General features: G+C 62.8%; 26 protein-coding genes and 1 tRNA gene. 11 read left to right on the forward strand and 16 right to left on the reverse strand.

Annotation, left to right across the window (positions count from 1 at the left end):
* Positions 1-372: 372 nt before the first annotated feature.
* From ACT6QG_RS11955 to groES, 3 genes are all read right to left on the reverse strand, one after another.
* Positions 373-1608, reverse strand: a complete 1236-nt coding sequence (locus tag ACT6QG_RS11955; RefSeq protein ID WP_444977806.1) for a benzoate/H(+) symporter BenE family transporter — start codon at positions 1606-1608, stop codon at positions 373-375.
* 379 nt (positions 1609-1987) lie between these two features.
* Positions 1988-3628, reverse strand: a complete 1641-nt coding sequence (gene groL / locus ACT6QG_RS11960; RefSeq protein WP_444977807.1) for a chaperonin GroEL — start codon at positions 3626-3628, stop codon at positions 1988-1990.
* A 63-nt stretch (positions 3629-3691) separates the two neighbouring features.
* Positions 3692-3979 (reverse strand): co-chaperone GroES, encoded by a 288-nt coding sequence (gene groES, locus ACT6QG_RS11965; protein WP_444977808.1) that lies wholly within the window; start codon positions 3977-3979, stop codon positions 3692-3694.
* 363 nt (positions 3980-4342) lie between these two features.
* On the opposite strand from groES, the gene ACT6QG_RS11970 reads away from it, so the two are divergent.
* The gene (locus tag ACT6QG_RS11970; protein WP_444977809.1) at positions 4343-4849 is read left to right on the forward strand and encodes a hypothetical protein; all 507 of its coding nucleotides are present in this window, start codon (positions 4343-4345) and stop codon (positions 4847-4849) included.
* Between the two features lie 110 nt (positions 4850-4959).
* Entirely contained in the window at positions 4960-5373 is a 414-nt protein-coding gene (locus ACT6QG_RS11975; RefSeq protein ID WP_444977810.1) for a hypothetical protein, read from the forward strand.
* A 63-nt stretch (positions 5374-5436) separates the two neighbouring features.
* Here the strand turns inward: ACT6QG_RS11975 and lepA are convergent, their stop codons facing one another.
* On the reverse strand, positions 5437-7242 hold the full coding sequence (gene lepA, locus ACT6QG_RS11980) for a translation elongation factor 4 (RefSeq protein WP_444978274.1): 1806 nt from the start codon (positions 7240-7242) through the stop codon (positions 5437-5439).
* Positions 7243-7383: 141 nt separating this feature from the next.
* Positions 7384-8289, reverse strand: coding sequence for a LysR substrate-binding domain-containing protein (locus ACT6QG_RS11985; protein ID WP_444977811.1), 906 nt, complete (start codon positions 8287-8289; stop codon positions 7384-7386).
* A gap of 218 nt (positions 8290-8507) precedes the next feature.
* On the opposite strand from ACT6QG_RS11985, the gene ACT6QG_RS11990 reads away from it, so the two are divergent.
* Positions 8508-9965 (forward strand): metal-dependent hydrolase family protein, encoded by a 1458-nt coding sequence (locus tag ACT6QG_RS11990; protein ID WP_444977812.1) that lies wholly within the window; start codon positions 8508-8510, stop codon positions 9963-9965.
* Between the two features lie 3 nt (positions 9966-9968).
* Here ACT6QG_RS11990 and ACT6QG_RS11995 read toward each other — a convergent pair whose 3' ends face one another.
* Together ACT6QG_RS11995 and ACT6QG_RS12000 are read right to left on the reverse strand one after the other, a co-directional pair.
* The gene (locus ACT6QG_RS11995; RefSeq protein ID WP_444977813.1) at positions 9969-11048 is read right to left on the reverse strand and encodes a YeiH family protein; all 1080 of its coding nucleotides are present in this window, start codon (positions 11046-11048) and stop codon (positions 9969-9971) included.
* A 414-nt stretch (positions 11049-11462) separates the two neighbouring features.
* Positions 11463-12413, reverse strand: a complete 951-nt coding sequence (locus tag ACT6QG_RS12000; RefSeq protein WP_444977814.1) for a cation diffusion facilitator family transporter — start codon at positions 12411-12413, stop codon at positions 11463-11465.
* 262 nt (positions 12414-12675) lie between these two features.
* Between ACT6QG_RS12000 and ACT6QG_RS12005 the strand changes: the two genes are divergently transcribed.
* Positions 12676-12981, forward strand: a complete 306-nt coding sequence (locus ACT6QG_RS12005; RefSeq protein WP_444977815.1) for an ETC complex I subunit — start codon at positions 12676-12678, stop codon at positions 12979-12981.
* Between the two features lie 188 nt (positions 12982-13169).
* Positions 13170-13246 (forward strand) — tRNA-Arg (locus ACT6QG_RS12010).
* Between the two features lie 166 nt (positions 13247-13412).
* Here the strand turns inward: ACT6QG_RS12010 and ACT6QG_RS12015 are convergent.
* The 4 genes from ACT6QG_RS12015 to ACT6QG_RS12030 form a co-directional block, all read right to left on the reverse strand.
* Positions 13413-13772: a hypothetical protein gene (locus ACT6QG_RS12015; protein ID WP_444977816.1), complete on the reverse strand. Its 360-nt coding sequence runs from the start codon at positions 13770-13772 to the stop codon at positions 13413-13415.
* 72 nt (positions 13773-13844) lie between these two features.
* The gene (locus ACT6QG_RS12020) at positions 13845-14207 is read right to left on the reverse strand and encodes a hypothetical protein (protein ID WP_444977817.1); all 363 of its coding nucleotides are present in this window, start codon (positions 14205-14207) and stop codon (positions 13845-13847) included.
* Positions 14204-15451, reverse strand: a complete 1248-nt coding sequence (locus ACT6QG_RS12025; protein ID WP_444977818.1) for a peptidoglycan-binding protein — start codon at positions 15449-15451, stop codon at positions 14204-14206. The genes ACT6QG_RS12020 and ACT6QG_RS12025 overlap by 4 nt, the downstream gene beginning before the upstream one ends.
* A gap of 102 nt (positions 15452-15553) precedes the next feature.
* On the reverse strand, positions 15554-15811 hold the full coding sequence (locus ACT6QG_RS12030) for a hypothetical protein (RefSeq protein WP_444977819.1): 258 nt from the start codon (positions 15809-15811) through the stop codon (positions 15554-15556).
* An 832-nt stretch (positions 15812-16643) separates the two neighbouring features.
* On the opposite strand from ACT6QG_RS12030, the gene ACT6QG_RS12035 reads away from it, so the two are divergent.
* The 3 genes from ACT6QG_RS12035 (at position 16644) to ACT6QG_RS12045 (ending at position 18119) form a co-directional block, all read left to right on the forward strand.
* On the forward strand, positions 16644-17327 hold the full coding sequence (locus ACT6QG_RS12035; protein WP_444977820.1) for an XRE family transcriptional regulator: 684 nt from the start codon (positions 16644-16646) through the stop codon (positions 17325-17327).
* Positions 17328-17405: 78 nt separating this feature from the next.
* The gene (locus tag ACT6QG_RS12040) at positions 17406-17891 is read left to right on the forward strand and encodes a hypothetical protein (RefSeq protein ID WP_444977821.1); all 486 of its coding nucleotides are present in this window, start codon (positions 17406-17408) and stop codon (positions 17889-17891) included.
* A 42-nt stretch (positions 17892-17933) separates the two neighbouring features.
* Entirely contained in the window at positions 17934-18119 is a 186-nt protein-coding gene (locus ACT6QG_RS12045) for a hypothetical protein (RefSeq protein ID WP_444977822.1), read from the forward strand.
* 50 nt (positions 18120-18169) lie between these two features.
* Here ACT6QG_RS12045 and ACT6QG_RS12050 read toward each other — a convergent pair whose 3' ends face one another.
* The gene (locus ACT6QG_RS12050; protein ID WP_444977823.1) at positions 18170-18409 is read right to left on the reverse strand and encodes a hypothetical protein; all 240 of its coding nucleotides are present in this window, start codon (positions 18407-18409) and stop codon (positions 18170-18172) included.
* Between the two features lie 155 nt (positions 18410-18564).
* Between ACT6QG_RS12050 and ACT6QG_RS12055 the strand changes: the two genes are divergently transcribed.
* From ACT6QG_RS12055 to ACT6QG_RS12065, 3 genes are all read left to right on the forward strand, one after another.
* A complete protein-coding gene (locus ACT6QG_RS12055) occupies positions 18565-18687 on the forward strand; it encodes a hypothetical protein (protein ID WP_444977824.1) in 123 nt (40 codons plus the stop codon).
* The gene (locus tag ACT6QG_RS12060; RefSeq protein ID WP_444977825.1) at positions 18684-19127 is read left to right on the forward strand and encodes a hypothetical protein; all 444 of its coding nucleotides are present in this window, start codon (positions 18684-18686) and stop codon (positions 19125-19127) included. Before ACT6QG_RS12055 ends, ACT6QG_RS12060 begins: the two co-directional genes overlap by 4 nt.
* Positions 19128-19215: 88 nt before the next feature.
* The gene (locus ACT6QG_RS12065) at positions 19216-19617 is read left to right on the forward strand and encodes a tyrosine-type recombinase/integrase (RefSeq protein WP_444978275.1); all 402 of its coding nucleotides are present in this window, start codon (positions 19216-19218) and stop codon (positions 19615-19617) included.
* Between the two features lie 212 nt (positions 19618-19829).
* Here the strand turns inward: ACT6QG_RS12065 and ACT6QG_RS12070 are convergent, their stop codons facing one another.
* The 4 genes from ACT6QG_RS12070 to ACT6QG_RS12085 form a co-directional block, all read right to left on the reverse strand.
* Positions 19830-20798 carry a FecCD family ABC transporter permease gene (locus ACT6QG_RS12070; RefSeq protein ID WP_444978276.1) on the reverse strand — a complete coding sequence of 323 codons (969 nt, stop codon included), beginning with the start codon at positions 20796-20798 and terminating at the stop codon, positions 19830-19832.
* Positions 20799-20863: 65 nt separating this feature from the next.
* Positions 20864-21907: a FecCD family ABC transporter permease gene (locus ACT6QG_RS12075; protein ID WP_444977826.1), complete on the reverse strand. Its 1044-nt coding sequence runs from the start codon at positions 21905-21907 to the stop codon at positions 20864-20866.
* A 9-nt stretch (positions 21908-21916) separates the two neighbouring features.
* Positions 21917-22885 carry a Fe2+-enterobactin ABC transporter substrate-binding protein gene (fepB, locus tag ACT6QG_RS12080; RefSeq protein WP_444977827.1) on the reverse strand — a complete coding sequence of 323 codons (969 nt, stop codon included), beginning with the start codon at positions 22883-22885 and terminating at the stop codon, positions 21917-21919.
* A 61-nt stretch (positions 22886-22946) separates the two neighbouring features.
* A complete protein-coding gene (locus tag ACT6QG_RS12085) occupies positions 22947-23810 on the reverse strand; it encodes a siderophore-interacting protein (RefSeq protein WP_444977828.1) in 864 nt (287 codons plus the stop codon).
* Positions 23811-24124 lie beyond the last annotated feature (314 nt).

Here is a 24124-nt window from a genome sequence, read left to right on the forward strand (position 1 = left end):
CAGAAACTTCCTCGCCCGGCTAACTAACCGGAAAACCCGAACTCAGTCAAGCTGGGAAGCTTCAGAGACGACCCAGCGCGCCGTTCCCTTGCGGTGAGCGGCGCTGGCTCGTCGTTGGTGAGCGCTTTATAGAACCACCCAACCAAAACCGTCAACCCGCCCCGCAAACAAAAATGAAACCCAGATGACACCCTGGGGAAAATACCGCCCTATTCCCCGCTTTCATAAACAATATCAAAAACTTCCAAAATGTGGAAAAAAGGCGCGCCAGCCGTGGAGGTGAACCGGATATCGGGGTTTTGCCGCCGGATCACCTCCCTTTTTCGCAAACCGGTCAGAGAATCTGACCTGGAACAGCACTCTTTGGAGCCTTCATTCGGCGGCCTCTTCACCCACCGCCAGTTCAGTCTTTGCGCGGCGCGGCAAACGTCCGTTCAAAACCGCATATGCCACAAGGCCGATGACCAGCCCCCAGAATGCCCCTCCGATACCAAGCAGCTTGATATTGGCGGCCGACGCCAGAAAGGTGATGAGCGCCGCCTCGCGATAGGCCGGGTCCGCCATGGCGCTGGAAAGGCTTCCGCCAATGGTGCCGAGCAGCGCCAGACCGGCCAGCGTCGTGATGAAGGTTGCCGGGAAGGCCATGAAGACCGCGGCCAGCGTCACCCCGAACACCCCGACCAGAATATAGAAGATTCCCGCCGCAATACCGGCGATCCAGCGTCTGGAAGGATCTTCATGCGCCTCCCGGCCCGTGGCGATTGCAGCCGTGATCGCCGCAATATTGAAGGCGTGAGAGCCGAATGGCGCCATGATGAGCGAGCCGAGCCCCGTGACGGTGACGATGGGATTCGCACTTGTCCTGAAGCCGTCATTCCGCAGCACCAGCATTCCCGGCATATATTGACCGGTGAGGGTGATGAGGAACAGCGGCAGCGCCACGCTCAAAAGCGCATTCAGGGAAAAGGCGGGCATTGTGAAGACTGGCGCGGCGAACTGAAGCTCGAGACCGGACAGGTCCACCCGCCCCTGCGTGACGAGAAACACCAGCCCCAGCCCAAGAATGCCAACCACCGCATAACGGGCGGAGAATCGCTTCAACAGCACATAGGCCACGATGAGCAGGCCAACCAGCAGCGGATCAACGCTCGCTCCGCCAAAGGCCCCGATGCCGAACTGCAACAGGATTCCGGCCAGCAGGCCCGCGGCGATTCCGGGTGGAATCAATTGTATGACCCGCTCGAAATATCCGGAGAGGCCCAGCAGGGCGAAAGCGACAGCCGAGATCATGTAGGCCCCGATCGCCTCCTCATAGGGGGTCGTGGCGAGCGCGGTGACAAGAAACGCCGCCGCCGGGGTGGACCATGCGGTGATGATCGGCTCGCGATAGTGCCAGCTCAGAATGAGCCCGGTCAGGCCAACACCGATCGAAACCGACCACACCCACGATGCCGTGAGTTCCGGGCTCAGCCCGGCGACACGCGCGGCCTGAAACACCAGAATGAATGTGCCCCCATAATTGACGATGACCGAAATCATGCCCGCAACAACGGGATGCGTCAGATCATTCAGACGGATGGGAGATGGTGACGGCGAGCGGGTGGACATGATGATCGTGCGCCCCTGAATCCTGATATGCGGCCAATTCCTCCCATGGGTTCTAGCTGACAAATGGCCTGTTATTTCCATCCATTTTTGAAGAGATGACCAGACCATTACAACCAGACTGACAGCCGGATTCCGACCCATCATCCTCCCCGGCCGGAAATGTCTCCTGCGCCTATTCATCAATATGGCCCGGCTTCAGGGCGTGATGCCCTCTAAGCGGGCACCCAAGCCACCCCTCCTGGCGCCTCCTGCCTTTCACCCGCATGCGGGCGATTCTGCCCCCCTGATCCCGCCATGGCATCCGGACAGACGTCCGGGCATGAAAAAAGGCGCGACCCTGAGGGTCGCGCCTTCATACTCATATCCGCGGAGGGCTGGATCAGAAGTCCATGCCACCCATGCCGCCCATGCCGCCGGGCATGGCGGGAGCCGCTTCCTTCTTCGGCAGCTCGGCCACCAGAGCCTCGGTGGTCACGATCAGAGCCGCGATGGAGGCAGCGTCCTGCAGGGCGGTGCGCACGACCTTGGCCGGGTCCACGATGCCGGTGGCGATCATGTCCACATACTCTTCGGTCTGGGCATTGAAGCCGAAGTTCGGATCCTTGCTCTCGAGCACCTTGCCGACCACGATGGAGCCTTCAACGCCAGCATTCTGGGCGATCTGGCGGATCGGGGCCTCAAGGGCGCGCAGGACGATCTTCAGGCCGGCAGCAATGTCGGCATTGTCGGAGGACAGGGCCTCGACAGCCTGCTTGGCGAGCAGCAGGGCCACGCCGCCACCGGGGACGATGCCTTCTTCCACCGCAGCGCGGGTGGCGTTCAGCGCGTCGTCCACGCGATCCTTCTTCTCCTTGACTTCCACTTCGGTGGAACCACCGACGCGGATGACGGCAACGCCGCCAGCGAGCTTGGCCAGACGCTCCTGGAGCTTCTCGCGGTCATAGTCGGACGTGGTGGTCTCGATCTGGGCCTTGATCTGGGCGACGCGCGCCTCGATGCCGGCCTTCTCGCCAACGCCATCGACGATGGTGGTCTTTTCCTTCTCGAGGATGACCTTCTTGGCGCGACCGAGGTCAGCCAGGGTCACGTTCTCAAGCTTGATGCCGAGATCCTCGGAGATCACCTGACCACCGGTGAGGATGGCGATGTCTTCCAGCATGGCCTTGCGGCGATCGCCGAAGCCCGGAGCCTTGACGGCAGCAACCTTCAGGCCGCCACGCAGCTTGTTGACCACGAGCGTGGCCAGAGCCTCGCCTTCCACGTCCTCGGCGATGATGACGAGCGGACGGCCGGACTGCACGACAGCTTCCAGAACCGGCAGGATCGGCTGGAGACCGGAGAGCTTCTTCTCGAAAATGAGAATGTAGGGCTCTTCCAGATCGGCGATCATCTTCTCCGCATTCGTGACGAAATACGGGGAGAGATAGCCACGGTCGAACTGCATGCCTTCAACGACATCCAGCTCGGTCTCGGCGGTCTTGGCTTCCTCGACGGTGATGACACCCTCGTTGCCGACCTTCTGCATGGCATGGGCGATCATCTCGCCGATGTCGGTGTCGCCATTGGCGGAGATGGTGCCAACCTGCGCCACTTCGGAAGAAGCGGACACCTTGCGGGCGCGGCCCTGAATGTCCTTGATGGCAGCAGCCACGGCCAGATCGATGCCGCGCTTCAGGTCCATCGGGTTCATGCCGGCGGCAACCGCCTTGGCGCCTTCCTTCACGATGGCCTGGGCCAGAACGGTCGCCGTGGTGGTGCCGTCGCCAGCCAGATCGTTGGTCTTGGAGGCAACTTCACGTACGAGCTGGGCGCCGAGATTCTCGAAGCGGTCCTCGAGCTCGATCTCCTTCGCAACCGACACACCGTCCTTGGTGATGCGCGGGGCGCCGAAGGACTTCTCGATCACCACATTGCGACCCTTCGGGCCGAGCGTGACCTTCACGGCATTGGCAAGGATATCCACGCCGCGCAGCAGCTTCTCACGCGCATCGGCAGAAAACTTGACGTCTTTGGCAGCCATAATGGCCTCCTGAATTGGTTTTTATCAGCAGTTCCGGCCCATGGGGGCCAGCATCAAATGGTGTCAGCCGACAACGCCGAGGATGTCGCTTTCCTTCATGATGAGCAGGTCTTCACCGTTGATCTTCACTTCGGTGCCGGACCACTTGCCGAACAGCACACGGTCGCCCGCCTTCACATCGAGGGGCACCAGCTTGCCGGCTTCGTCACGTGCGCCGGGGCCTACAGCCACAACCTCGCCCTCCTGGGGCTTTTCCTTGGCGGTATCAGGAATGATGATGCCGCCAGCGGTCTTCTGCTCGGCCTCGATACGCTTCACAACCACGCGGTCATGCAGGGGACGGAAGGACATGGATCAATTCCTCATCGAAACTGGATTATGGCCTGGACAGGCCGTTGCTAGCACTCTCACGAGGCGAGTGCCAGACACGAGCCGCAGATAAGCACCCGCTCCCTGTCCGTCAAGACGGGACAAGGGGGCTGTGTCCCAACTTTTTTCGTTTTTTGCGTCCACAACAGGCAAATCAAGCCATTGCAGAGAGATACGAACCAGTAACGGATCTGCGCTATGGTAAAGACAGTGGCGTTTCGGCACGCTCACTCTCGGTCGTTTTCCTGCATCGACGCCCAGGCCCTCAGGCGATAAGCTCCCGGCAGGCAGTGATGGAAACGGCGTGAAACCGGAACAAAGACGGCGGAGGCCTCAGAGTAACTCATGAATGCGAAGCTTGCATGGACGAACGCGCGCACCGCACGCAGCTCCCGGCCCGTTCTGACCGGTGGCGCGGTGGCCGTCATGGCGCTGACCCTCGCCGCTTGCAGCACCGGCGTCATGGAGCCTCCCGCCCCGGCCCTCCCGCAATATAGCAGCCCGATTCCGCCGGACCAGTTCATCGGGCGCTGGGGCCTTGCCTCCTATCACCGCCCGGATGACGCCACCCGGACAGAACGGCAGGCGCGCGGCCAGTGCTCGAACCCCTATGTCATCACCGGCGGCAACCATGGCGGCGTGCTGATGTATCTGGCCGATGACAACAAGCTGACCGAGGTCGTTTCCAAGGCGGCCGGCGGCCCGACCTATCTTGGCCCGCCTGAAGACCCGGCCGGCGGCCCGCGCGATCGCCAGATCCTGCGCAAGGACAATGATGTGATGGTGCTCAAATGGGTCGATCCGGAAGTGGCCGGGCGCTATGGCACCATGATCTATGTGCGCTGCCCCTGAGGCTGGCGCCCTCTTCCGGTTTTGTGGACACCCCCGTCTGTCATGCAGGCGGGGGTTTGTCATTCAGGCGACGGGCGCGCAGCCGGAACAGGATGCCCGGGAGACAGAAAATGTCGGATGCTCTTTTCCAGCCGCGGGACGACAACGGGCCTGAAGCGGAGATGGTGGCGGCGGCGGTGGCCTGCCTGAATGGTTTCACCAGCCGCTTCAATGTCCGGGATCTTGCGGGCATGGATGCATATCTGCATTTCCCGCATGTCATCCTGTCCGGCGAAGAGCTGGTGATCTGGGAGGAGCCGGGCAAACTGCCGGCGTCCTTCTTTGATGAGCTGAGCCGGAAGACGGGCTGGGCCGAAACGCGATACCAGCGTCAGGAGGCGGTGCTTGTCAGCCCGCGCAAGGTGCACATGCATGTTGTGTACAGCCGGAACCGCCGGGACGGTTCGGTGATCAGCAGCCACGGCAATATGTGGATCGTGACCTGCGAGCAGGGGCGCTGGGGCATCAAGCTGCGCTCCTACTGAGGCGCGTGTGAGCGGAGACATCCCCCGCCCACCTTCCATGCCCGGAATGCGGCGAAGGCCGCCTCACTCATCCATCTTGAGCGCGGCGATGAAGGCTTCCTGCGGAATCTCCACCTTGCCGAACTGGCGCATCTTCTTCTTGCCCTCTTTCTGCTTGTCGAGCAGCTTGCGCTTGCGGCTGATATCACCGCCATAGCACTTGGCGGTCACATCCTTGCGCAAAGCGCGGATGGTCTCGCGGGCAATGATCTTGCCGCCAATGGCGGCCTGGATCGGGATCTGGAACATGTGCTGGGGAATGAGATCCTTCAGCTTCTCGCACATCACCCGGCCGCGGCTTTCCGCACGGGTGCGGTGCACCAGCATGGAGAGCGCGTCCACCGGCTCGGCATTCACCAGCAGCGACATCTTCACCAGATCACCGGCGCGGTAATCGGTGATGTTGTAGTCGAACGAGGCATAGCCCTTGGAGATGGACTTCAGGCGGTCATAAAAGTCGAACACCACCTCGTTCAGCGGCAGGTCATAGGTGACCATGGCGCGCGAGCCGACATAGGTGAGCTCGATCTGGTTGCCGCGCCGGTCCTGGCACAGCTTGAGCACAGACCCCAGATACTCGTCCGGCGTCATGATGGTGGCGCGGATCCAGGGCTCGCGCACCTCGGTGATCTTCATCACGTCCGGCATGTCCGCCGGGTTGTGCAGGTCGATCACCGAACCGTCCGAGAGCGAGATTTCATAAACCACCGAAGGCGCGGTGGCGATGAGATCGAGATTGAACTCGCGCTCCAGCCGCTCCTGAATGATCTCCAGATGCAGCAGGCCGAGGAAGCCGCAGCGGAAGCCGAAGCCGAGCGCGGCCGAGGATTCCATCTCGTAGGAGAAGCTGGCATCGTTGAGGCGCAGCTTGCCCATGGCGGCGCGCAGGTCGTCAAAGTCTGCCGCATCCACCGGGAAGAGGCCGCAGAACACCACCGGCTGGGCCGGCTTGAAGCCCGGCAGGGCCTCGGCGCAGGAGCGCTTGTCCTCGGTGATGGTATCACCCACGCGGGTGTCGGCCACTTCCTTGATCGAGCCGGTGAGGAAGCCGATCTCGCCGGGGCCCAGCTCCTGCATCGCCACCATCTTGGGGGTGAACACGCCCACCCGGTCGATGTCATAGACAGCGCCGGAGCCCATCATCTTGATGCGCTGGCCCTTCTTCATCACGCCATCGATGATGCGCACCAGCACCACCACGCCGAGATAGGTGTCATACCAGCTGTCCACCAGCAGGGCCTTGAGGGGGGCCGCGCGATCCCCCACAGGCGCTGGAAGGCGGGTGACGATGGCTTCCAGCACCTGATCGACATTCAGCCCGGTCTTGGCCGAAATGCCGATGGAATCGGAGGCGTCGATACCGATCACGTCCTCGATCTGCGCTTTCACCTTTTCCGGTTCGGCGGCAGGCAGGTCCACCTTGTTGAGGACGGGGACGATCTCGTGATCATTGTCGAGGGCCTGATAGACATTGGCCAGCGTCTGCGCCTCCACGCCCTGGGAGGCATCCACCACCAGCAGGGAGCCCTCGACGGCGGCGAGCGAGCGGCTCACCTCATAGGCGAAGTCGACATGGCCGGGGGTGTCGATCAGGTTCAGCGTATAGGTCTCACCATCATTCGCCTTGTAGGAGAGGCGCACGGTCTGCGCCTTGATGGTGATGCCGCGCTCGCGCTCGATATCCATATTGTCGAGCACCTGATCGGTCATCTCACGGGTGGTCAGCCCACCGGTGATCTGGATCAGCCGATCGGCAAGGGTGGACTTTCCATGGTCGATATGGGCGACGATGGAAAAGTTGCGGATGTTCTTTTGAGCGCTGGCGGTCATCTGCGCCGCATAGCATTGGCCGCGTGTAGCGACAAGCGGATACATGCGGGCCGAGGCGACATCCACGCCCATTGCCGCGCTCCCCTCCTGCCGCAGGGGCAATGCGCGCCCTGCCGGGGCACGGGCCGCACCGGGAGCGAATCACCCCTCCGTCCGCTCTTCCGCCTCCTTGCCACGCACCAGATCCAGAAGGGTGCGGGCGGCGCGCGAATGGTAGCGGTCGGAATGGCGCAGGGCATAGAAGCGCCGTGGCGGCAGGGCCAGGGGCAGGCGATGCAGCGTTCCGGCGGCAAGGCCCGCGGCGGCCACCAGATCGGAAATCACCGTCGCCCCCGCCCCCGCCGCAACCGCGCTCAGCACCGCCTCATTGGACGGCAAAGCGAGCGAGACCTTCAGGGCGGCCGGGTCCACGCCCGCACCGCGCAAGGCATCCTCGAACACCTGCCGCGTGCCGGAGCCCGCCTCCCGCAGCACGAAGGGTTCCTCCAGCAGATCCTGCGGGGCAATGCTGGCGCGCCCCTTCCAGGGGTGGTCCCGCCCCACCACCAGCGCGAGCTGGTCTCCGGGAATCGCAAGGCGGGCGATCTGCGCGGCGGCCACCTCCCCCTCCACGAAGCCAAGATCGGCCCCGCCTTCCAGAATCGCCGAAACCACCTGCGCCGTATTGCCCAGCGCCACTTCCAGCTCGATCTGCGGATACAGGCTGTGAAAGCGGTGCAGCAGGGGGCCGAGACGGTAATTGGCGATGGTCTGGCTGGCATGGATGACCAGCCGCCCGCGTCGCATGCCGGAAAGATCCGCCAGCACGGTTTCGGCCACCGCAACCCGGGCCAGCACGGCCTCCGCCTCGGCGCGGAACAGGCGACCTTCCTCGGAAAGCTCGATGCGGCGGCCGATGCGATGGAACAGCAGCAGGCCGCAGGAGGCCTCCAGCGCCGCAACCGATGCGCTGACGGCCGATTGCGTCATGTTCAGGCGCTCGGCGGCGCGGGTCATGTGAAGCTGGTCCGCCACCATGACAAAGACACGCAGCTGTTCCAGTGTCATGTCTCGGCCTGTCCCTTTTCCCGGTGCATGTTCAGGCGCGCGGGGCGTTGCCCGGCATGGATCAAAAAATGTGCGGAAACCGCATAGTGCGTGCCAATGGCAGGGTGCACAAGTGCCCCTGCCCCCTCATGCGGGGGCGCCTTCAGGAGAAGCGCTTGTCTCATTCGCCTGAAGGCCGCACCCTGTATCTTCTTCTGGCCGGCTGATTTGGAGGCCCCATGCGTTGGGTGAAGTCTCACAAGTACAAGCATCTTTCCCATGGCATGGGCTGTGCCTGCATGCATCCGGATGTCCAGCGCGCCTGCGCCCGGATCACCCATGCGATGAGCCGCCGCGCGGTGCTGGGCGGGCTTGCCGCGCTCGCCAGCGCGCCCTTGCTGAATGCCATTTCCCCGGCCTTCGCCCAGCCCGTCACCCGCCCCGTGCTGCTGCGCAATGGCCGCATCTTCGATGGCCTCTCCTCCTCCCTGCTGGAGGGGCGGAGCATTCTGGTGGAGAACGGGCGCATCAAGGCCCTGCCCGGCGCGGATGAAACCGTTGCCGATGCCGAGGTGATCGACTGCACCGGCATGACCCTGATGCCCGGCCTGATCGATGCCCACTGGCACACCATTCTGGCCGCGATTCCGCTCACTGTCGCGATGACGGCGGATGTCGCCTATCTCCATCTCGTCGCTGCCGAGGAAGCGCAGAAAACCCTGCTGCGCGGGTTCACCACCGTGCGGGATGCGGGCGGCCCCTCCTTCGCGCTGAAGCGGGCGATTGATGAAAACCGCATCGCCGGGCCGCGCATCTTTCCCTCCGGGGCGATGATCTCGCAGACCTCCGGCCATGGTGATTTCCGCTCCCGCCGGGAGCTGCCCCGGGCATTCGAGATGGGCATGAGCGATGCGGAAAAGGCCGGCATCTCCGCCATAGCGGATGGCGTGCCGGAAGTGCTGCGCCGCACCCGCGAGCAGCTGATGCTGGGGGCGAGCCAGGTCAAGATCATGGTCGGGGGCGGGGTCTCCTCGCTCTATGACCCGCTCGACTCCATCCAGTTCACCAGTGGCGAGATCCGCGCCGCGGTCGAGGCGGCGTCGGACTGGGGCACCTATGTGTGTGCGCATGTCTATACCGCCCCCGGCATCAAGCGGGCCCTGTCCAATGGCGTGCGCTGCATCGAGCATGGCCAGCTCGCCGATGAGGAGGCGGTGCGGCAGATGGCGGATACGGGTGCATGGTGGAGCATCCAGCCCTTCCTTGCCGATGATGATTCCAACCCCAAGAGCCTGCCCGAGCAAAGGGCCATGCAGGAGAGGATTGCCGAAGGCACGGTGCATGCCTTCGAGCTGGGCCAGCGGTTCGATATCAGCATGGCCTGGGGCACCGACATTCTGTTCAATCCCGAAGGCACCCGCACACAGGGGCGGCAACTGGCCAAGACCGCCCGCTGGCTGGGCAATGACGGCGCCCTGCGCATGGCCACCAGCGCCAATGGGGAACTGCTGGCCCTTTCCGGCGGACGCGCGCCCTATCAGGGGCGGATCGGTGTTCTCGCCCCGGCGGCCTATGCCGACATTCTGGCGATCGATGGCAACCCGCTCGAAGACATCTCCCTGATCAGCGACCCGGAGAAGAACATGAGGCTCATCATGAAGGACGGGCGCATCTACAAGAACACCCTGGCCGGATAGCCCCTACTGCATGAACAGGGTGATCAGCACGAAGCTGAGGACGGAGATGAACAGCCAGGCCACCGCGCCCAGGGCCAGCGGACGCAGGCCCTTCATGCGCAGCTTGCGAATATCCGTCTCAAGGCCCATCGCCCCCAGCGCCACCGCCAGAAGGAAGGTGGTGAGGGTTGCCAGATGCGGCTTGGCATCTGCCGGCACCACCCCTGTGCTGTTCACGAAGACAAGGGCCACGAAGCCGAACACGAACCACGGCAGGGGCGGGCTGGCATGGCCGGCGCTCCTGTCGCCCCGCGCGCGCCACACCGCCACCGCCCCAAGGCCGATGACCAGCGGTGCCAGCAGCATCACGCGCGAGAGCTTGGCCACCGTGCCGAACTCTCCGGCCTCCTGCCCCCCCTGGAAACTGGCCGCCACCACCTGCGCCACCTCGTGAATGGCAGAGCCGGTCCACAGGCCATATGCCTGCGCGTCAAAGCCGGTATAAGGCAGGAGCACCGGCGCCAGCAGCATGGAGAGCGAGCCGAATACGGTGACGCAGGCCACCGCATACGCCACATCCTCATCCGACCCGCGGGTGACCGTATTGGTGGCGATGACCGCGGATGCCCCGCAAATGGCCGTGCCGGAGGCGATGAGTTCGGAGAGTTTTGCGTCCACCCCCATCATCCGCCCGACCCGGCGGGTGAAGAAGAAGCTGGCGAACAGCACCACGGCCACGATCAGGAAACCCGTGCCACCCACCATGCGCACCTGCTCGAACGTGAGTTGCAGGCCCAGCAGCATGATGGCGAAGCGCAGAATGCGCCGCAGGGCGAACTTCACCCCCGGTGTCGCAATGGCCGGCGTGCCGACCAGATTGTGAAAAGCCATGCCGATGACGATGGCGATGACCAGCGGGCTGAAAAACTCCAGCCCGGGCACCAGCCGCACCCCATAGGCACACAGGGCGATGGCCAGGGTCAGCCCCAGGCCGGGGAGAATGCCCCCGAAAACCTGCGTCAGAAAGGGTCGGGCAGCGGATGCGGGCTGCTCCACCATGGACGTGTCCTCATGAGAGGACGAGGCACTCTGATCCTTGAACATCACATGCTCCCGCACGCCTTTTGCGTGACAGGAACAGGATTGATGCGGCAAAATAATCAATCAACATGCTTATATTTCTACATTTGATCGAAAATTCAGATTGATTATTGCCTGCATCCGGAGATTTCACGGCCGAAAAATGGGGAAATGCAGCGCCCATCAGCCTTTGCGAGGAATGCCCGCAAGAACGCCGCGCACCGCTGCACGCCCCCTTGCAACCCTAAAATGCAGAAAAAGAATGTTGATATGGCCGCCCGGCCTGCTCTCCATCCGCCATCCGCCCCCGTTCCATGGCGCCCATGCGCGGATCAGCCGGACGAAGCGCGCTGGCGCGATTCGATGGCGAACAAGGGACCTGAAAAAACCTCAGGCCGCCCATGGGGTGGGCGGCCTGTTTGGGGCAGTGCGGGCGGCCTATTCGGCCCATTCCGGGTCCGCCGTGAAGGCGATGGTCAGCCAGCGGTCCGGCCCCTCATCACCGATGGCATCGCCGATCTCGTCACGGATGATATCCCATTCCTCCAGTCGACGGGGCGGGGCATCCGGCGGGGCGACGAAATAGATCTCGATCTGCTTGGCTCGCCCGACCTTGGCGACATAGGCGCGGTAATAGAGAAAGCCATGACGCTTCACCGCGGCAGCGGCAATCTCGTCCACCTGCCGCTTCAGATCCGGCGGGGTGACCAGCAGGATTTCCGAAAAGGCCTGGCGAACAGTGCCGATGGGCAGCGGAATGATGAAGACGCAGACAACCGCCAGAGTGAACGGGTCCACATAGACCGACATCCACTCATAGGGTGTGCCCTGCACCGCATAGCCAATGCAGAAGGCCACCAGCAGCGCCGCCGAAATACAGGCCGACATCAGCCATGAGCGGATATCGAGCGCGATGAAATCGGAACGGATGCGCTTGTTCAGCACATATTCCAGCCCGGTCATGAAGGTGCTGATGAAAAAGGCGAAGGCCGCGAACAGGATGGCCTCGTCAAACACCAGCACGTTTCCGCCATCCAGCAGGCTGTTGATGGCGTTGATGAGCGCATAGACGGCAATCGTCAGCAAAATGGTGCCGTTCAGACCCAGCACGATGGGTTCCAGATGCCAGAAGCCCATGGTGAATCGGTTCTGCAACTTGCGGGCCAGATGGCCCGAGGTCGCCGAAGTCATAATGAGGCGGGCAACGAAAAGCGCCAGTACACTCATGCTGGCGTCAATCAAACTGTAAACCGCATCAAACGCGATGGAGAGCGAGCCGGAAATAAAACCAAACACAACACCGATCACGGCCAGAAGGATGGTCACCGCAATGGAGGCCGCGAGCACATTCTGCTCATTCCAGCGATGCTCTTGGGGCGTGAGGGGCATGGAAAAGGATCCTGATACACTGATGATCTTGAAATGAACGTGGAAGTGCACATTTAACCTGTCAGCAGGCAAATGGCTATTCTGCCGGACCGATAGCCCCTCTGCTTCTGGCTCATGGCCTTACGGAAGGGCATGCGGGAAGGGCTGGGGGCCAATGCCGGGCATTGGTTGTCATAACCGCGCCATCCCACTATAGAACTTCACCAAGGACCGGCGCTTCGTGTGCCGGACCAGGCGGGTACACTGATCCGGGCTGAGAGACATGGTTGCACGCATCTACAAGCCTTCGCGCAACGCGATGCAGTCTGGCATCGCCAAGACCAAGCACTGGGTGCTTGAATTCGAACCCGAAAAGGCGCGCCAGGTCGAGCCCCTGATGGGCTACACCTCCACCACCGACGCGCGGAGCCAGATTCACCTCACCTTCGAAACGAAGGAAGAGGCCGTGGCCTATGCCGAGCGGGAGAACATTCCCTATCGGGTATATGAGCCGCATGAGCCGAAGCGGGCCCGCATCGCCTATTCCGACAATTTCACCTTCAACCGCATGGGCCAGTGGACACACTGACAGCGGCTTTTCCGCACAGGACGGGCGCGCTCCGGTGCGCCCGTTGCTTTTCGGCGTGCGGCATGTCTTTTCATGAATGTGCTGATCGGGCCTGATTCACGCTGGCATCGCGCCATATGCCCGGCCCGCACAAGGACTGCCGGTGGCACGGGCGTTCCCCGCCCCACCCATCGCCGGGACAAAGCGCCGGCCCCATAGCTCAGCTGGATAGAGCAAGTGCCTTCTAAGCACTAGGTCGCAGGTTCGAACCCTGCTGGGGTCGCCACCTTTTTCATTATATTTCAGATTGTTAATAGCCAACCGGCACATAACCAACGCATGATGAAACAGGAACAAAAGGGGCAAGTCTGGGAGTTTCGTCGCAGAAAGTCCCGAAAAATTCCCGAAGAATGTTCGTTATTCGTTCCTAGATTCGAGCCAATGCCCCTGCCCTACGGCGGCTCCTTCAGAATGTGCAGCTTGAAGCCGAGCCACAGGACGCTGCCCAGTCCACCCACCACAACGATAAGCAGGGCGGTGCCCACCGTCACCGCCGCGCGGTCAAACGCCCGCCGCCACTTGCGCAGGTGCGTCAGGTCTGCGCGCATTTCCTCGCGCCGCCCTTCATCGGAGATGGAAAGCCCCACCTCCTGAAGGGCGCGCCGCGCCGCCCGAAGGCCAGCCTCCTCTGCCGCATCCTCGACGAGAGAAACCAGCTCCCGCCGCGTGATAACGATTGGCTCATCTGACGCCCGCGCTGCCGCCTGTACCTCTGTTGTCATCACCGCCCCCTCGGGGGCCTGGCCCCGCATTCGCGCTCCAGCGTTTCATTATGAGCGACCAGCCGCGCGAGCTGGTCGCGGTCCAGTGCCGCAATCACCGCCTCATTGATCAGGATCGGATCGCGCCCCCGGCACTCGGTCTCCGGCGCCGCCCCCATTGTCGCGCACCCAGCGAGCAGCGCGCCGGCGCAGCTCATCAGCATCAATCTGCGCCAGCTCACCCGCCGCGCGCTCCCGCAATTTTGCCCGCCGCTCCGCATCCGCCCTGTCCTGTTCTCTCTGGGCACGGGCGCCACGAATGGCGGCCCGCTGGTCAACAAACAGCGCGGCGGCCGCAATGCCCCACGCCACGGCCGGGCGCAGGCCGAACCGGAGCGCAATCGCCCCGAAGCCCAGCCCGCCGGCCAGAAGAATGACGGCGGGCCACCAGTGCCCGCCGATCAGGAATGCCAGAATGTCGCTCATGCCGGCCCCGCATCCACGCCCCGCCGCACCGCATCCACCCGGGCCCGCTCCCCTTTGCGGGCCGTCCACCACAGGGCGAACGCGAGAACCAGAACCAGCAGCGCCCACAGCAGGGGCGGCACCTCACCCAGCGCGGACTGGATCGGCGAGAGATAGCCCAGCGCCGCCGTGATCTGGTCAGCGATCCCCACAATGACCGAGACCAGCATCATCAGGATTGAGCCGAGGCGGATACGTTCGGTCGATTTGACAACCACGTCCCCGCGCTGCGCCAGATCCTGCGCCGTCACGCGCGCGCGCTCCTCTGCCACCGGGCGCGGCCCCGCCGTGGTGAGGGCTGCCGCCGTGCTCTTGTCCAGCGCCCCCCTAACGGGCAGGCCAGATGTGGCCTGAAATGCGCTCAGCCCGGCAATGGTGCGCGGCCCCCACAGCCCATCCACCCGGCCCGTTTCCGAATAGCCCAGATCCCGCAGCCGCTGCTGGACGGCGCGGATCTCGCCGGCAGACAGGCCGTCCGCCGGGTCCACATCGGCGATCGTGACGGGGCCATCAGATTGCGCCAGAGAAAAGCCGCCATCGCGGATCGCCGGCCACAGCCGGTTGAACCACGCCCGCCGGTCATCCATCCCATTCGGCATGGCCGCGCTCCTGGCGTTGCCCAGATTGATGACACGGGAAATGCCCAGCAGGTTATTGGCGTCGGCCAGGGCATTGCAGCCACCCCGCTGCCACTCGACCAGCGCGGGGATCAGCGCATATTCGGCCGCTGTCACCGCGTTCGGCTCCCGCTCGAACAGGTCACCGAGCCCCGCCTGCCGGCCCATCAGGGCGTGATTGAACCGCCCCGTGGTCTGCATGATTCCATTGCCCCGGAACCGCCAGCCGTCACCGGCCTCGATATTGCCGAGCGCCCGCGCCTTGACCGGGTTGCCCAGCCCATAGACCCGCTCGAACAGGGCCGGCCCATTGCCGGCGAGCCGCCCCGCCTCAGCCTGCGTCACACGGGCGGAATGCCGGCCCACGCCGAACACCTCCAGAATGCGTTTTGCGGAATAGTTCCCGCTCTCGCGCAGGACCGTGAGCCCGCCCGTTTCGTGCAGCACCTGCGCCAGAAAATGCGCGAGCCGCAGAGGCGTCTTCACCCCATATTTCAGAAAAAGCGCATCACCCCCCTCGAACGCCGCCACATATTGTGGGCGAGCGCGGGGGGCAAAACGGCGAACATAATCAACCGCGCGGGACATATTGCCTCCTTTCAGGCAACAAAAAACCCGGCGCGCGAGAGGCGGCCGGGCACAAAAAAGCCCACGCGAGGCGGGCTGGGCAGGCGGAGATTTACGGCAGCCTCACAGCCCCGCAGCCGCCGCGAAAAACGCATCCACCTGCGCCGGCTCAAACCCCAGCGCATCAAACCCCGCCTGCATCATGGTGTCGTCGCGCACGAACGTGGCGCTGCTTTCATAGGCGATCTGGGTTGCCAGCGGCTGGGCATCTATCCAGCCCTCGACTTGATCCAGCAGGCCCAGCGCGAGCAATTGCAGGCGGAATTGGCGGCGCGAGACGCTGGCGGGCGCTGCGTCTGTCTTGGGCTCATGGAATTGCACCCCGTCATACGTCCACCCTGGCTCGCCTGTACCAGCATTCATAAGCCCGGCTATAGGTCATACCCGCCCGGCGTGCGGCACGTGCGATAAGAAGCTTGATGCTTTCACCAGCCCGCACCGGCTCCGCGAGGCGGCGAAGGCCAACACTCATTTCGTCGGTTGCAGTTAAGGCGGCCATTTTGCGCTCACATGAGAATTGTGAAAATTTCATCTCCGACCCTCGTATCGTCTGATTTGAGGGTCGGACGGCTCTTCGTACTCAAAAACCCCAGCGGACAACTTTGGCGGGTCGGCCGCTGGGGGTCACCTTGTCCAGCGCGGACAAATAAAGAGGGACGCGCATGTCGCGGCCCAGTTTGGCCGGGAGGGCCATATGGCATTCATTGGAAATTCGAGCGTCCTGGCGATATTGACGCCGCCTTGGCCCTGATGGAGAGTGAGGCGCGCTACCGCCGCGATGATGAACCCGGCATTGCGGCCATGATCCGCGAACTGGCGCGCGAGGTGCGCAGCATGATGGGTGTGGAGGTGTGAGATCATGACGCCCTCCGCTGTTCGGGGGCGGACATGGCTGCAATGCAACGTCGAATGTGCGCAGCCTTGTCGAGGGTCACAGATCCACCGCCGCGCAAACGCGGGACAAGCTTCCCGTCGTTGACGGCCTTGCGTCCGAAAGTCGTTGCCGAGATCGTGGCCGACTTAAGGAACACCTCGATTTCGCGCAGGAGTTTTTCTGTCTCACTCATAGGGATAATTTAATGGGCAAATGCCCGCCAATTCAATGGGCTTTTTCCCATTCGACATAAGCTAATTTTGTGGGCAATTTCCCATCATGAGCGACTGGCGAAAAAAACTGGCTGATGAGATCGAGCGGCAGGCCCGCGACATGAAAGAGGTGTCGCTAGCTGCTGGCTTGAATGAGACTTATGTCCGCGACGCGCTTAAGCGGAATCGTGGGAAGTTGGAGAATCTGCGCCGCGTCGCTGTTGTTCTCGGACACCCGCCTGAGTGGCTGACTGAAGACGCGTCAGCATCACCAGCTCCAGACGCCAATGCTCGCCCCTCGACTTTCAAGCCCACCATTATCCCCGGCCACGTGCTGGTAGGCGCGCGCGATTTCCCAATCTATGGGGCGGCGCAAGGGGGTGATGGCAACCTCATCATCACGACCGACCCCGTGGAATATGTGAAGCGGCCATCCATTCTGGAGGGCGTTCCCGGTGCGTATGGAATGCTGGTGAGCGGCGATTCCATGGAGCCGGTCTATGAGCAGGGAGACATGCTCCTGATCCATCCGGGGCTTCCGCCGGTGAGGGGGCGCGATGCTGTGTTCTTCGACCATTTCCACGGCGGCTCAATCGAGGGCAATGCCGAGGCAATGGTGAAGCGCCTGGTTGGATGGAATGCCGACGAATGGCACCTGAAGCAGTTCAACCCACCCCGCGAGTGGTCGGTGCTTAAGGGCGACTGGCAGACGTGCCACGTTGTGGTCGGGAGCTATAAGAGGCGGGGGTGAGGTTGTAGGAGGATTGTTTAGGTTGCCCTCCGATCCTTATAATTATATGCAGCGCATCGGTTGTCCCTCGGGGAGTGAATGATGGGCTTTGTCTGTACGCTGACTGGCAATAGCTTTGATGTTGAGGTTGCTCAGCGGGGCAGTAGCCGCGTCGCAATAGTTCGGATAGGCGTCGATGATGAGGATGACACCATTTACTCGGCAATGGTTTGCTTAGAGCCAGGTGGTGGGGGTGATGTCGAACTTATCTTTTGCATTCTCGCGGCGGACGCCTATGCGGATGAAGAGCCAACGACGTTCTGGTCGGGGAAAGCAACTTCACATATTATTCAGGGCCTTGATCGAGGATCGGTGCTAAGCGTAATTTTAGTTTGCGTAGCGAACCTCGTAAAAATGACACAACCAAGTCGCATATATATGTGTACGCATGACGCTAATTTGCCGCAGCCGGCGCTTTTAAAGCACAATAGGGTTGCTCAAACGGTGGAGGCATGCGGATATAAAGTAAGCCACCCAAATTCATTCCACGGTCAGCATATTTGGTATATGGACCGAATTGGATGAAAATGGCAGTGTTTGGATCCATAAGGATCGCAGGAGAAATTCATGGACAGAGATCGGCAAATTGAGCTGATGACAGGCGCCCAGAAGCGGCTTTCCGGTCATGTCCGCGCGTGGACCCGTGACCCGGAAATTAATGCGGCGCTTCGTAGAAAGCCTGCAAAAACCGACAACCCTAGCTCTGGGGGCGAGCAGCCTGACAAGGCGAGGCTGAAAAGCGCCTGCGGCTGACCGCCTAATTATATAATTCAGTTTGGAAGCCCCGCTCCGGCGGGGCTTTTTCATGCCTCCATATCCGGTACCTGCCCATAGCTGGCCAGCACTACTGGCTCGCCCCAACTTTCCGCCTCTATATCCACTACGCAGGCTGTGGCGATCACGCCTACATGCCGCGCGCTGAGGCGCTCTGCCGTGCGCCGGGCGTGACCTTCATCGCGTGCCTGCACGGGCGTTCGGCCGATGATGCGCCCCCGCTTGCCCGTCGAAAATGCAATCACTGAAAAGATCACCTGTTGAGTCATGGGCCCCTCCCTGAATGGCCTAACGCTGACTCAGGGTTGCGAACAAATCAAGAACAATTAGGAGAATGGGCAGAATTGGGCTTTTGCCCATTTTTGATGTTGACGTGGCGGGCATTTGCCCATTATGGTTTGCCCATCACCACGGGAGACCCGCCATGCTCACCGATTTCACCGACACCCTGCGAGAACTGCCTGCGGGCATCGCATTCACTGCCCTCTGCACATCGCTCTATCTCTGGGCTGACGTGCTCGCCTCTCTCGCGGGGGTGGTGGCATGAGCGAGACATTCACCCACAAATTCGGTGGTTGGCGCGGAGCTGAAGCACGGCGCTGGAAGAACCCGGACGGAACAGGGGGCGGCATCGTCGCTGTGTCCGCGAATGTTGATCCATCCGTAACGATCCCTGCGGATGCAGTTGTCTGGCCGAACGCGGTTATCAGCAAGGACGTCAGCATCGGCGACGGGGCCAGCATCGGCCCCCGGACCAGCATCGGCCCCCGGACCAGCATCGGCTACGGGGCCAGCATCGGCGACGGGGCCAGCATCGGCGACGGGATCAGCATCGGCCACGGGGTCGTATATGAGGATGGAGACTGGCTCTTTGTCGCTGGCCCTCAGGGCTCACGCAACACATTCGCCACCGCGGTCTATTCACCCAAGCGCGGCCTGCGTTGGTGGGTGCTGCCCGTCTGCTGTCTATGGATGCAGGCACCCTGATCAGCCACATATCATCCCGATCACACCTGAAATCACTGAAATCCTGTGGCCGCTACAAGGGCACCACGAAACGTTTGTGTTCACCTATGTGGCACAGCGAACCCGCAAGTGTGCACGATCCGGGCGAGACTTCGTTCGGGGGCAGAGATATCCCATAACATATGCGGGATTTGGAACGAGGTTTTCCAGAACGGTCGCCAAGGCGGGCCTTAACGATCTGCGCATACACGACCTGCGTCACACTGGTGCGACCCGAACACTGCGTGCATCAAAAAATCTAAAGGCAGTGCAAGAAATGCTCGGTCACACAGATATCAAAACCACAATGAGGTACGCGCACGCCATGAAGGACGACGTCGCAGAAGCAATGCGAGCACGCCAAGCTGACGAGGCGGTTCGTCGCGCTGAACACGATCGTCGCACAAAGTCCCGAAAAAGTCCCGAACAAGAACCGCAGCAGGCCCGCAGCGCTATGAAAGATAAGGGATAAAAAGCGCTAGAAAAACTTCCTTCTAAGCACTAGGTCGCAGGTTCGAACCCTGCTGGGGTCGCCATTCATACGCTCTTACAGCTTCCCGCCGTCCGCAATTGCTGACTGGATGCCCAAAGACGCCATGATATCGCCGGCGGCTCTGGCCGCCCTCCCGCCCCTGCCCATCCTTGCAATGATGCGGGGCTCGCGGGTGGAGATGCTGATGCAGCCTATATCTTCCGGCTGCGCACCAGAACCCACAGCAGATAGAAGCCGCCCAGCAGACCCGTTGTCAGGCCAATGGGCATGTTGATCTGCAAGGGCAGGCGCTGGCTCAGAAGATCCGCTGCCAGCAGCAGCACCGCCCCCATCAGCCCACCGGCCACCAGCGGCACGCCGGGCGCACGCGTCAGGCGCCGGGCAAGCTGCGGGCCGGCCAGGGCGATGAAGGCAATGGGGCCGGCGGCCGCTGTCGCCAGCGCGGTGAGGGCAACAGCTGCAATCACCACCACCAGCCTTGTGCGCTCCACTGAAACACCCAGCTGAAGGGCGGCATCATCCCCCATCTCGATCAGGTTGACCTGCCGGGCATGAATGATGGCGACAGGTGCGATCACCACAAATCCGATGGCGGCCGGCACCACATGAGACCATGTGCGCGTGCTGAGCGAGCCTGCAAGCCAGATCTGGGCCGACATGGCCTGATCCAGATCGCCCATCACCAGCAGCACCGTATTCAGGCCGGACAGGATGGCCCCGACGCCAATGCCCACCAGCACCAGACGGTAGCCCCCGGTGCTGCGCCCCTTGAGGGAGAGCACGAACACCAGCACCGCGGTCAGCAGCCCCGAAACCACCGCCGCCAGCGCGGTTTCCAGCGGCCCGGCATTGAACAGGATGATCTGCACGATCGCGCCTGTCGCCGCCCCGGAGGTGAAGCCGATAATATCGGGCGACCCCAGCGCATTGCGCGAGATGGACTGGAAGATCGAGCCGGCCATGCCCAGCGAGGCCCCCACGAGAAGGGCGGTGAGCACGCGCGGCAGGCGAATGCGCTGGATCACCCGGTCCGCCATCGCATGATCTCCACCCCCCATCAGGCTGGAGATCACCTGCGCCGGGGTGAAGGACAGCGTGCCCGTCCCCAGCAGCACCACCGCCAGCGCCAGCAGGCACGCCAGCAGCAAACCGCACACCATGATGGAGCGCGCCCGGTAGCGGAAGGAAACCGGGCCAAGCCGGAGAGACGATGGAAGGGGCGCGCTCATAGCTTGTTCAGCCTGAAGCGCCGCACCACAAAGACGAAGAAGGGCCCGCCAATGAGCGAGGCGATGATGCCTGCCGCGACCTCCGATGGCATGGCGATGATCCGCCCGATCACATCCGCCCCCAGCAGCAGGATCGCCGCCAGAACGGCCGAATAGGGCAGGATCCAGCGATAGTCCGGCCCGCAGATCATGCGCGCCACATGCGGCGCCACCAGCCCGACAAAGCCGATGGGCCCGGCGGCCGCCGTCGCCGCACCCGCCAGCAGCATCACGCTCAGGCAGGACAGGGACCATGTGGCCCGCACATTCACCCCGAGCGCCAGCCCCTGATCCTTCCCCAGCGCCAGCGCATTCAGGTTTCCGGCAATCGAAAAGGCAACTCCCATCCCGATCGCCACCGAAACCGCCAGCACCCCCAGCACGTCACTGCCCCGCCCCTCAAGCGAGCCGGCAGACCAGTTGCGGAAATTGTCGAACACCGTCAGCGGCACATTCAGCAGCACGATGCCGGTGACCGAGCCCAGCATGACCGTGAGCCCCGCCCCGGCCAGAACCAGCCGCACGGGATTGGTGCCGGCCTCATGCGCCTGCCCGAGCAGAAACACCGCGACCCCTGCAAGCCCTGCGCCCAGAAAGGCAAACCACACATAGTGCGCCATGGTGGAGATGTTGAACACCGCCACGCTCAGCACCACGGCGAGGGCCGCTCCGGCATTGATGCCGAGCAGGCCCGGTTCTGCCAGCGGATTGCGGGTTGCCGCCTGCATGATCGCCCCGGCAACCCCCAGCGCCAGCCCGGCCATGACGGCAACCAGCGTGCGCGGCACCCGCAATGTGCGGATGATGAGATGCAGGTCATTGTGGGCATCATAGGCCCGGAATGCGGAGATGATCTCCTGCATCGGCACCGGGCGCGAGCCGATGCCGATGCTCAGCACCATGCCGGCCAGCAGCAGCACCAGCGCGCCGGGCAAACCCCAGCGCCGCCAGGCCAGGGCCCTGTGCCGGTGGGCCCGGCCGGCTGTCGCCTCAACACTCATTCAAACGGCTCAGTGCTTGCGGAAATGTTGCGCAACCAGATCGATCATCTCGCGGCCCGAATAATAGTCGATCCGAAAGGATGTGGGGCCAAGAGGATAAACCCTCTTTTCCCGCACGGCCGGCAGATTGGCCAGAACCGGATCGGCCAGAAAGGCCTCGACATCCGCATCCGTTCCATTCAGCAGGAACACCACGTCCCCGCCAATGGCGGCCGTGAGATTCTCGCGCGAGACGAACTCGAAATCCGACCGCCGCGTCACCTGCGCGGAGAGGTGGGTGGGAAGCCCCACCACATTGAAGCCCAGCGAGGAGAGAAGCTGGGCATGGGGGCTCTCCGGCCGGGCGATGGAATAGCTGCCCCCCAGATTGTAGCCGACAATGCTCACCGGAAGATCCGGAATATCCAGCCCTGCGGCCACCTGTGCCGCATGGTCATTGAAGCGGGCAATGGCGTCCGCCGCACCCTTTTCATGCCCGGTGGCAACCCCGAGCCGGGTGGCGATCTCCTGCCAGCTCTGGTTGGAATAGTTGACGACCAGGGTGGGAATGCCCTGCGCCTCCAGTTCGGCATAATGCTGCACCGCGCTGTCCGCGCCGGTGGAGGAGATGATCACCAGATCCGGGTTTGCGCCGATGATGGCTTCCGGGTCGAAGCGCAGGCTCTTGTACAGAACCTTGACGCCGCGCTCATCGGCCACCTGCGCCCATTGCGAGAAAAAGCCCTTCGCGTCGGTCAGCCGGGTGGGCGTCGTCGCCGCGGTGGCCACGAGCGGCGCGCCGATGGCCAGAACGATGCCCGTCACGCTCGGAGTGGTGGACACGATACGCTGCGGCGGCTTCTCCACCACCACCACACCGGCCTCATGCGCAATGGTGCGCGGCCATGGCGCGTCCTGCGCGCGCGCCAGATGCGGGCCAGGGACAAGGAACAGGGCGGCCAGCGCAACGGTCAGGGCGTATCGGGTGAAATGCATCATCAGTCTTCATGTTCAAAACGCGCGAAAAGGCGTGATGCCGGGCACCACGCCTTCCGGGAAATCACACGGGCAGGTCGAGATCCTCGAACCGCTCCAGCCCCTCACCGCGGGCACGGATGCCACTATAGTGGCCAAGGCGGGCGCGGTCGATCTGCGAGCTGCTGACGCCGTGGCGCCAATAGCCGAAAACGCGCATTTCATCGCGCCCCAGCCCATGGCCCTCGAAATATTTGCGGATGGCCCGCGCCACCTCACGCTCACCCGCCGCCCAGATGCTCCACGCACCGGGCTCCGGCAGGGCCTGCGCGGCATCCAGCAGATAGGGGGTCTTGCCCGGCTGCTCATCCTCTCCCCGCAGGAAGAGGTGGTTCTCAACGCCCGGAACCTGCGGCAGCTCCTCGAAGGCGGCCCTGTCGGTCGTCTCGACATAGACCACGCCGCGCGCCGGCTGCTCCCACGCATTCAGAATGGCATAGACAGCGGGAATGGCCGTTTCATCGGCGAAGATGGCGATCTTTCGCCCGCACTCATAATCCGGCAGGAAGTGGGGGCGCGGGCCGACAAACCATGTTTTCGTGCCCGGCCCGGCCTGCGCCAGCCAGCGCATGGCGGGGCTGTCATCGGGGTGGACGACAAAATCGATCTCGATCGTGCTGCGCTCGGGGTCGAAACTGCGCACCGTATAGACACGGGAAACCGGGCGGGCATCCTCGGGGGTCTCCACCTCGATCCGCATGGCAAGGTTGGGGCGGCACCACGCATCCGGATTGGTCGGGGCGATACGGGCCGTCACACGCGCCACGGTGGGCGTGGGGCGGGTGATGCTCACCACCTCCATCTGAATGCGCTCCATATCGCGCATATGATCATCTTGCGCGAGCAAACCCTGACGATCCTCGACGCTTTCGCCGCGCGAGCCACCCATGACAATCATCCTCCTGGAAATGGCCGCCATGCCTTTTCAGGACCATCGCGAAACCATCGGAAACTTTTCCGCACACCGGAAACGGGCCATGCCCGCAATGCGCCGATCAGGCGCGTCACCATTCCACATTACGAATTACATTCCGCCATGCAATATGATTTGATGCCGGGAGCGAGAGGTTTGAGCGATTCAAAACAGCCTGCCAAGGGGGCTCCACCTGCTTCATAAGGGCAATATATCATGGTAAGCACGCGCCATTCATGCCCTTCCCGCCCCGCATTCCGCATGACCGGGCGGGATATTGCGCCCCGTTA

Source organism: Haloleucobacter ellipsoideus (assembly GCF_052491725.1).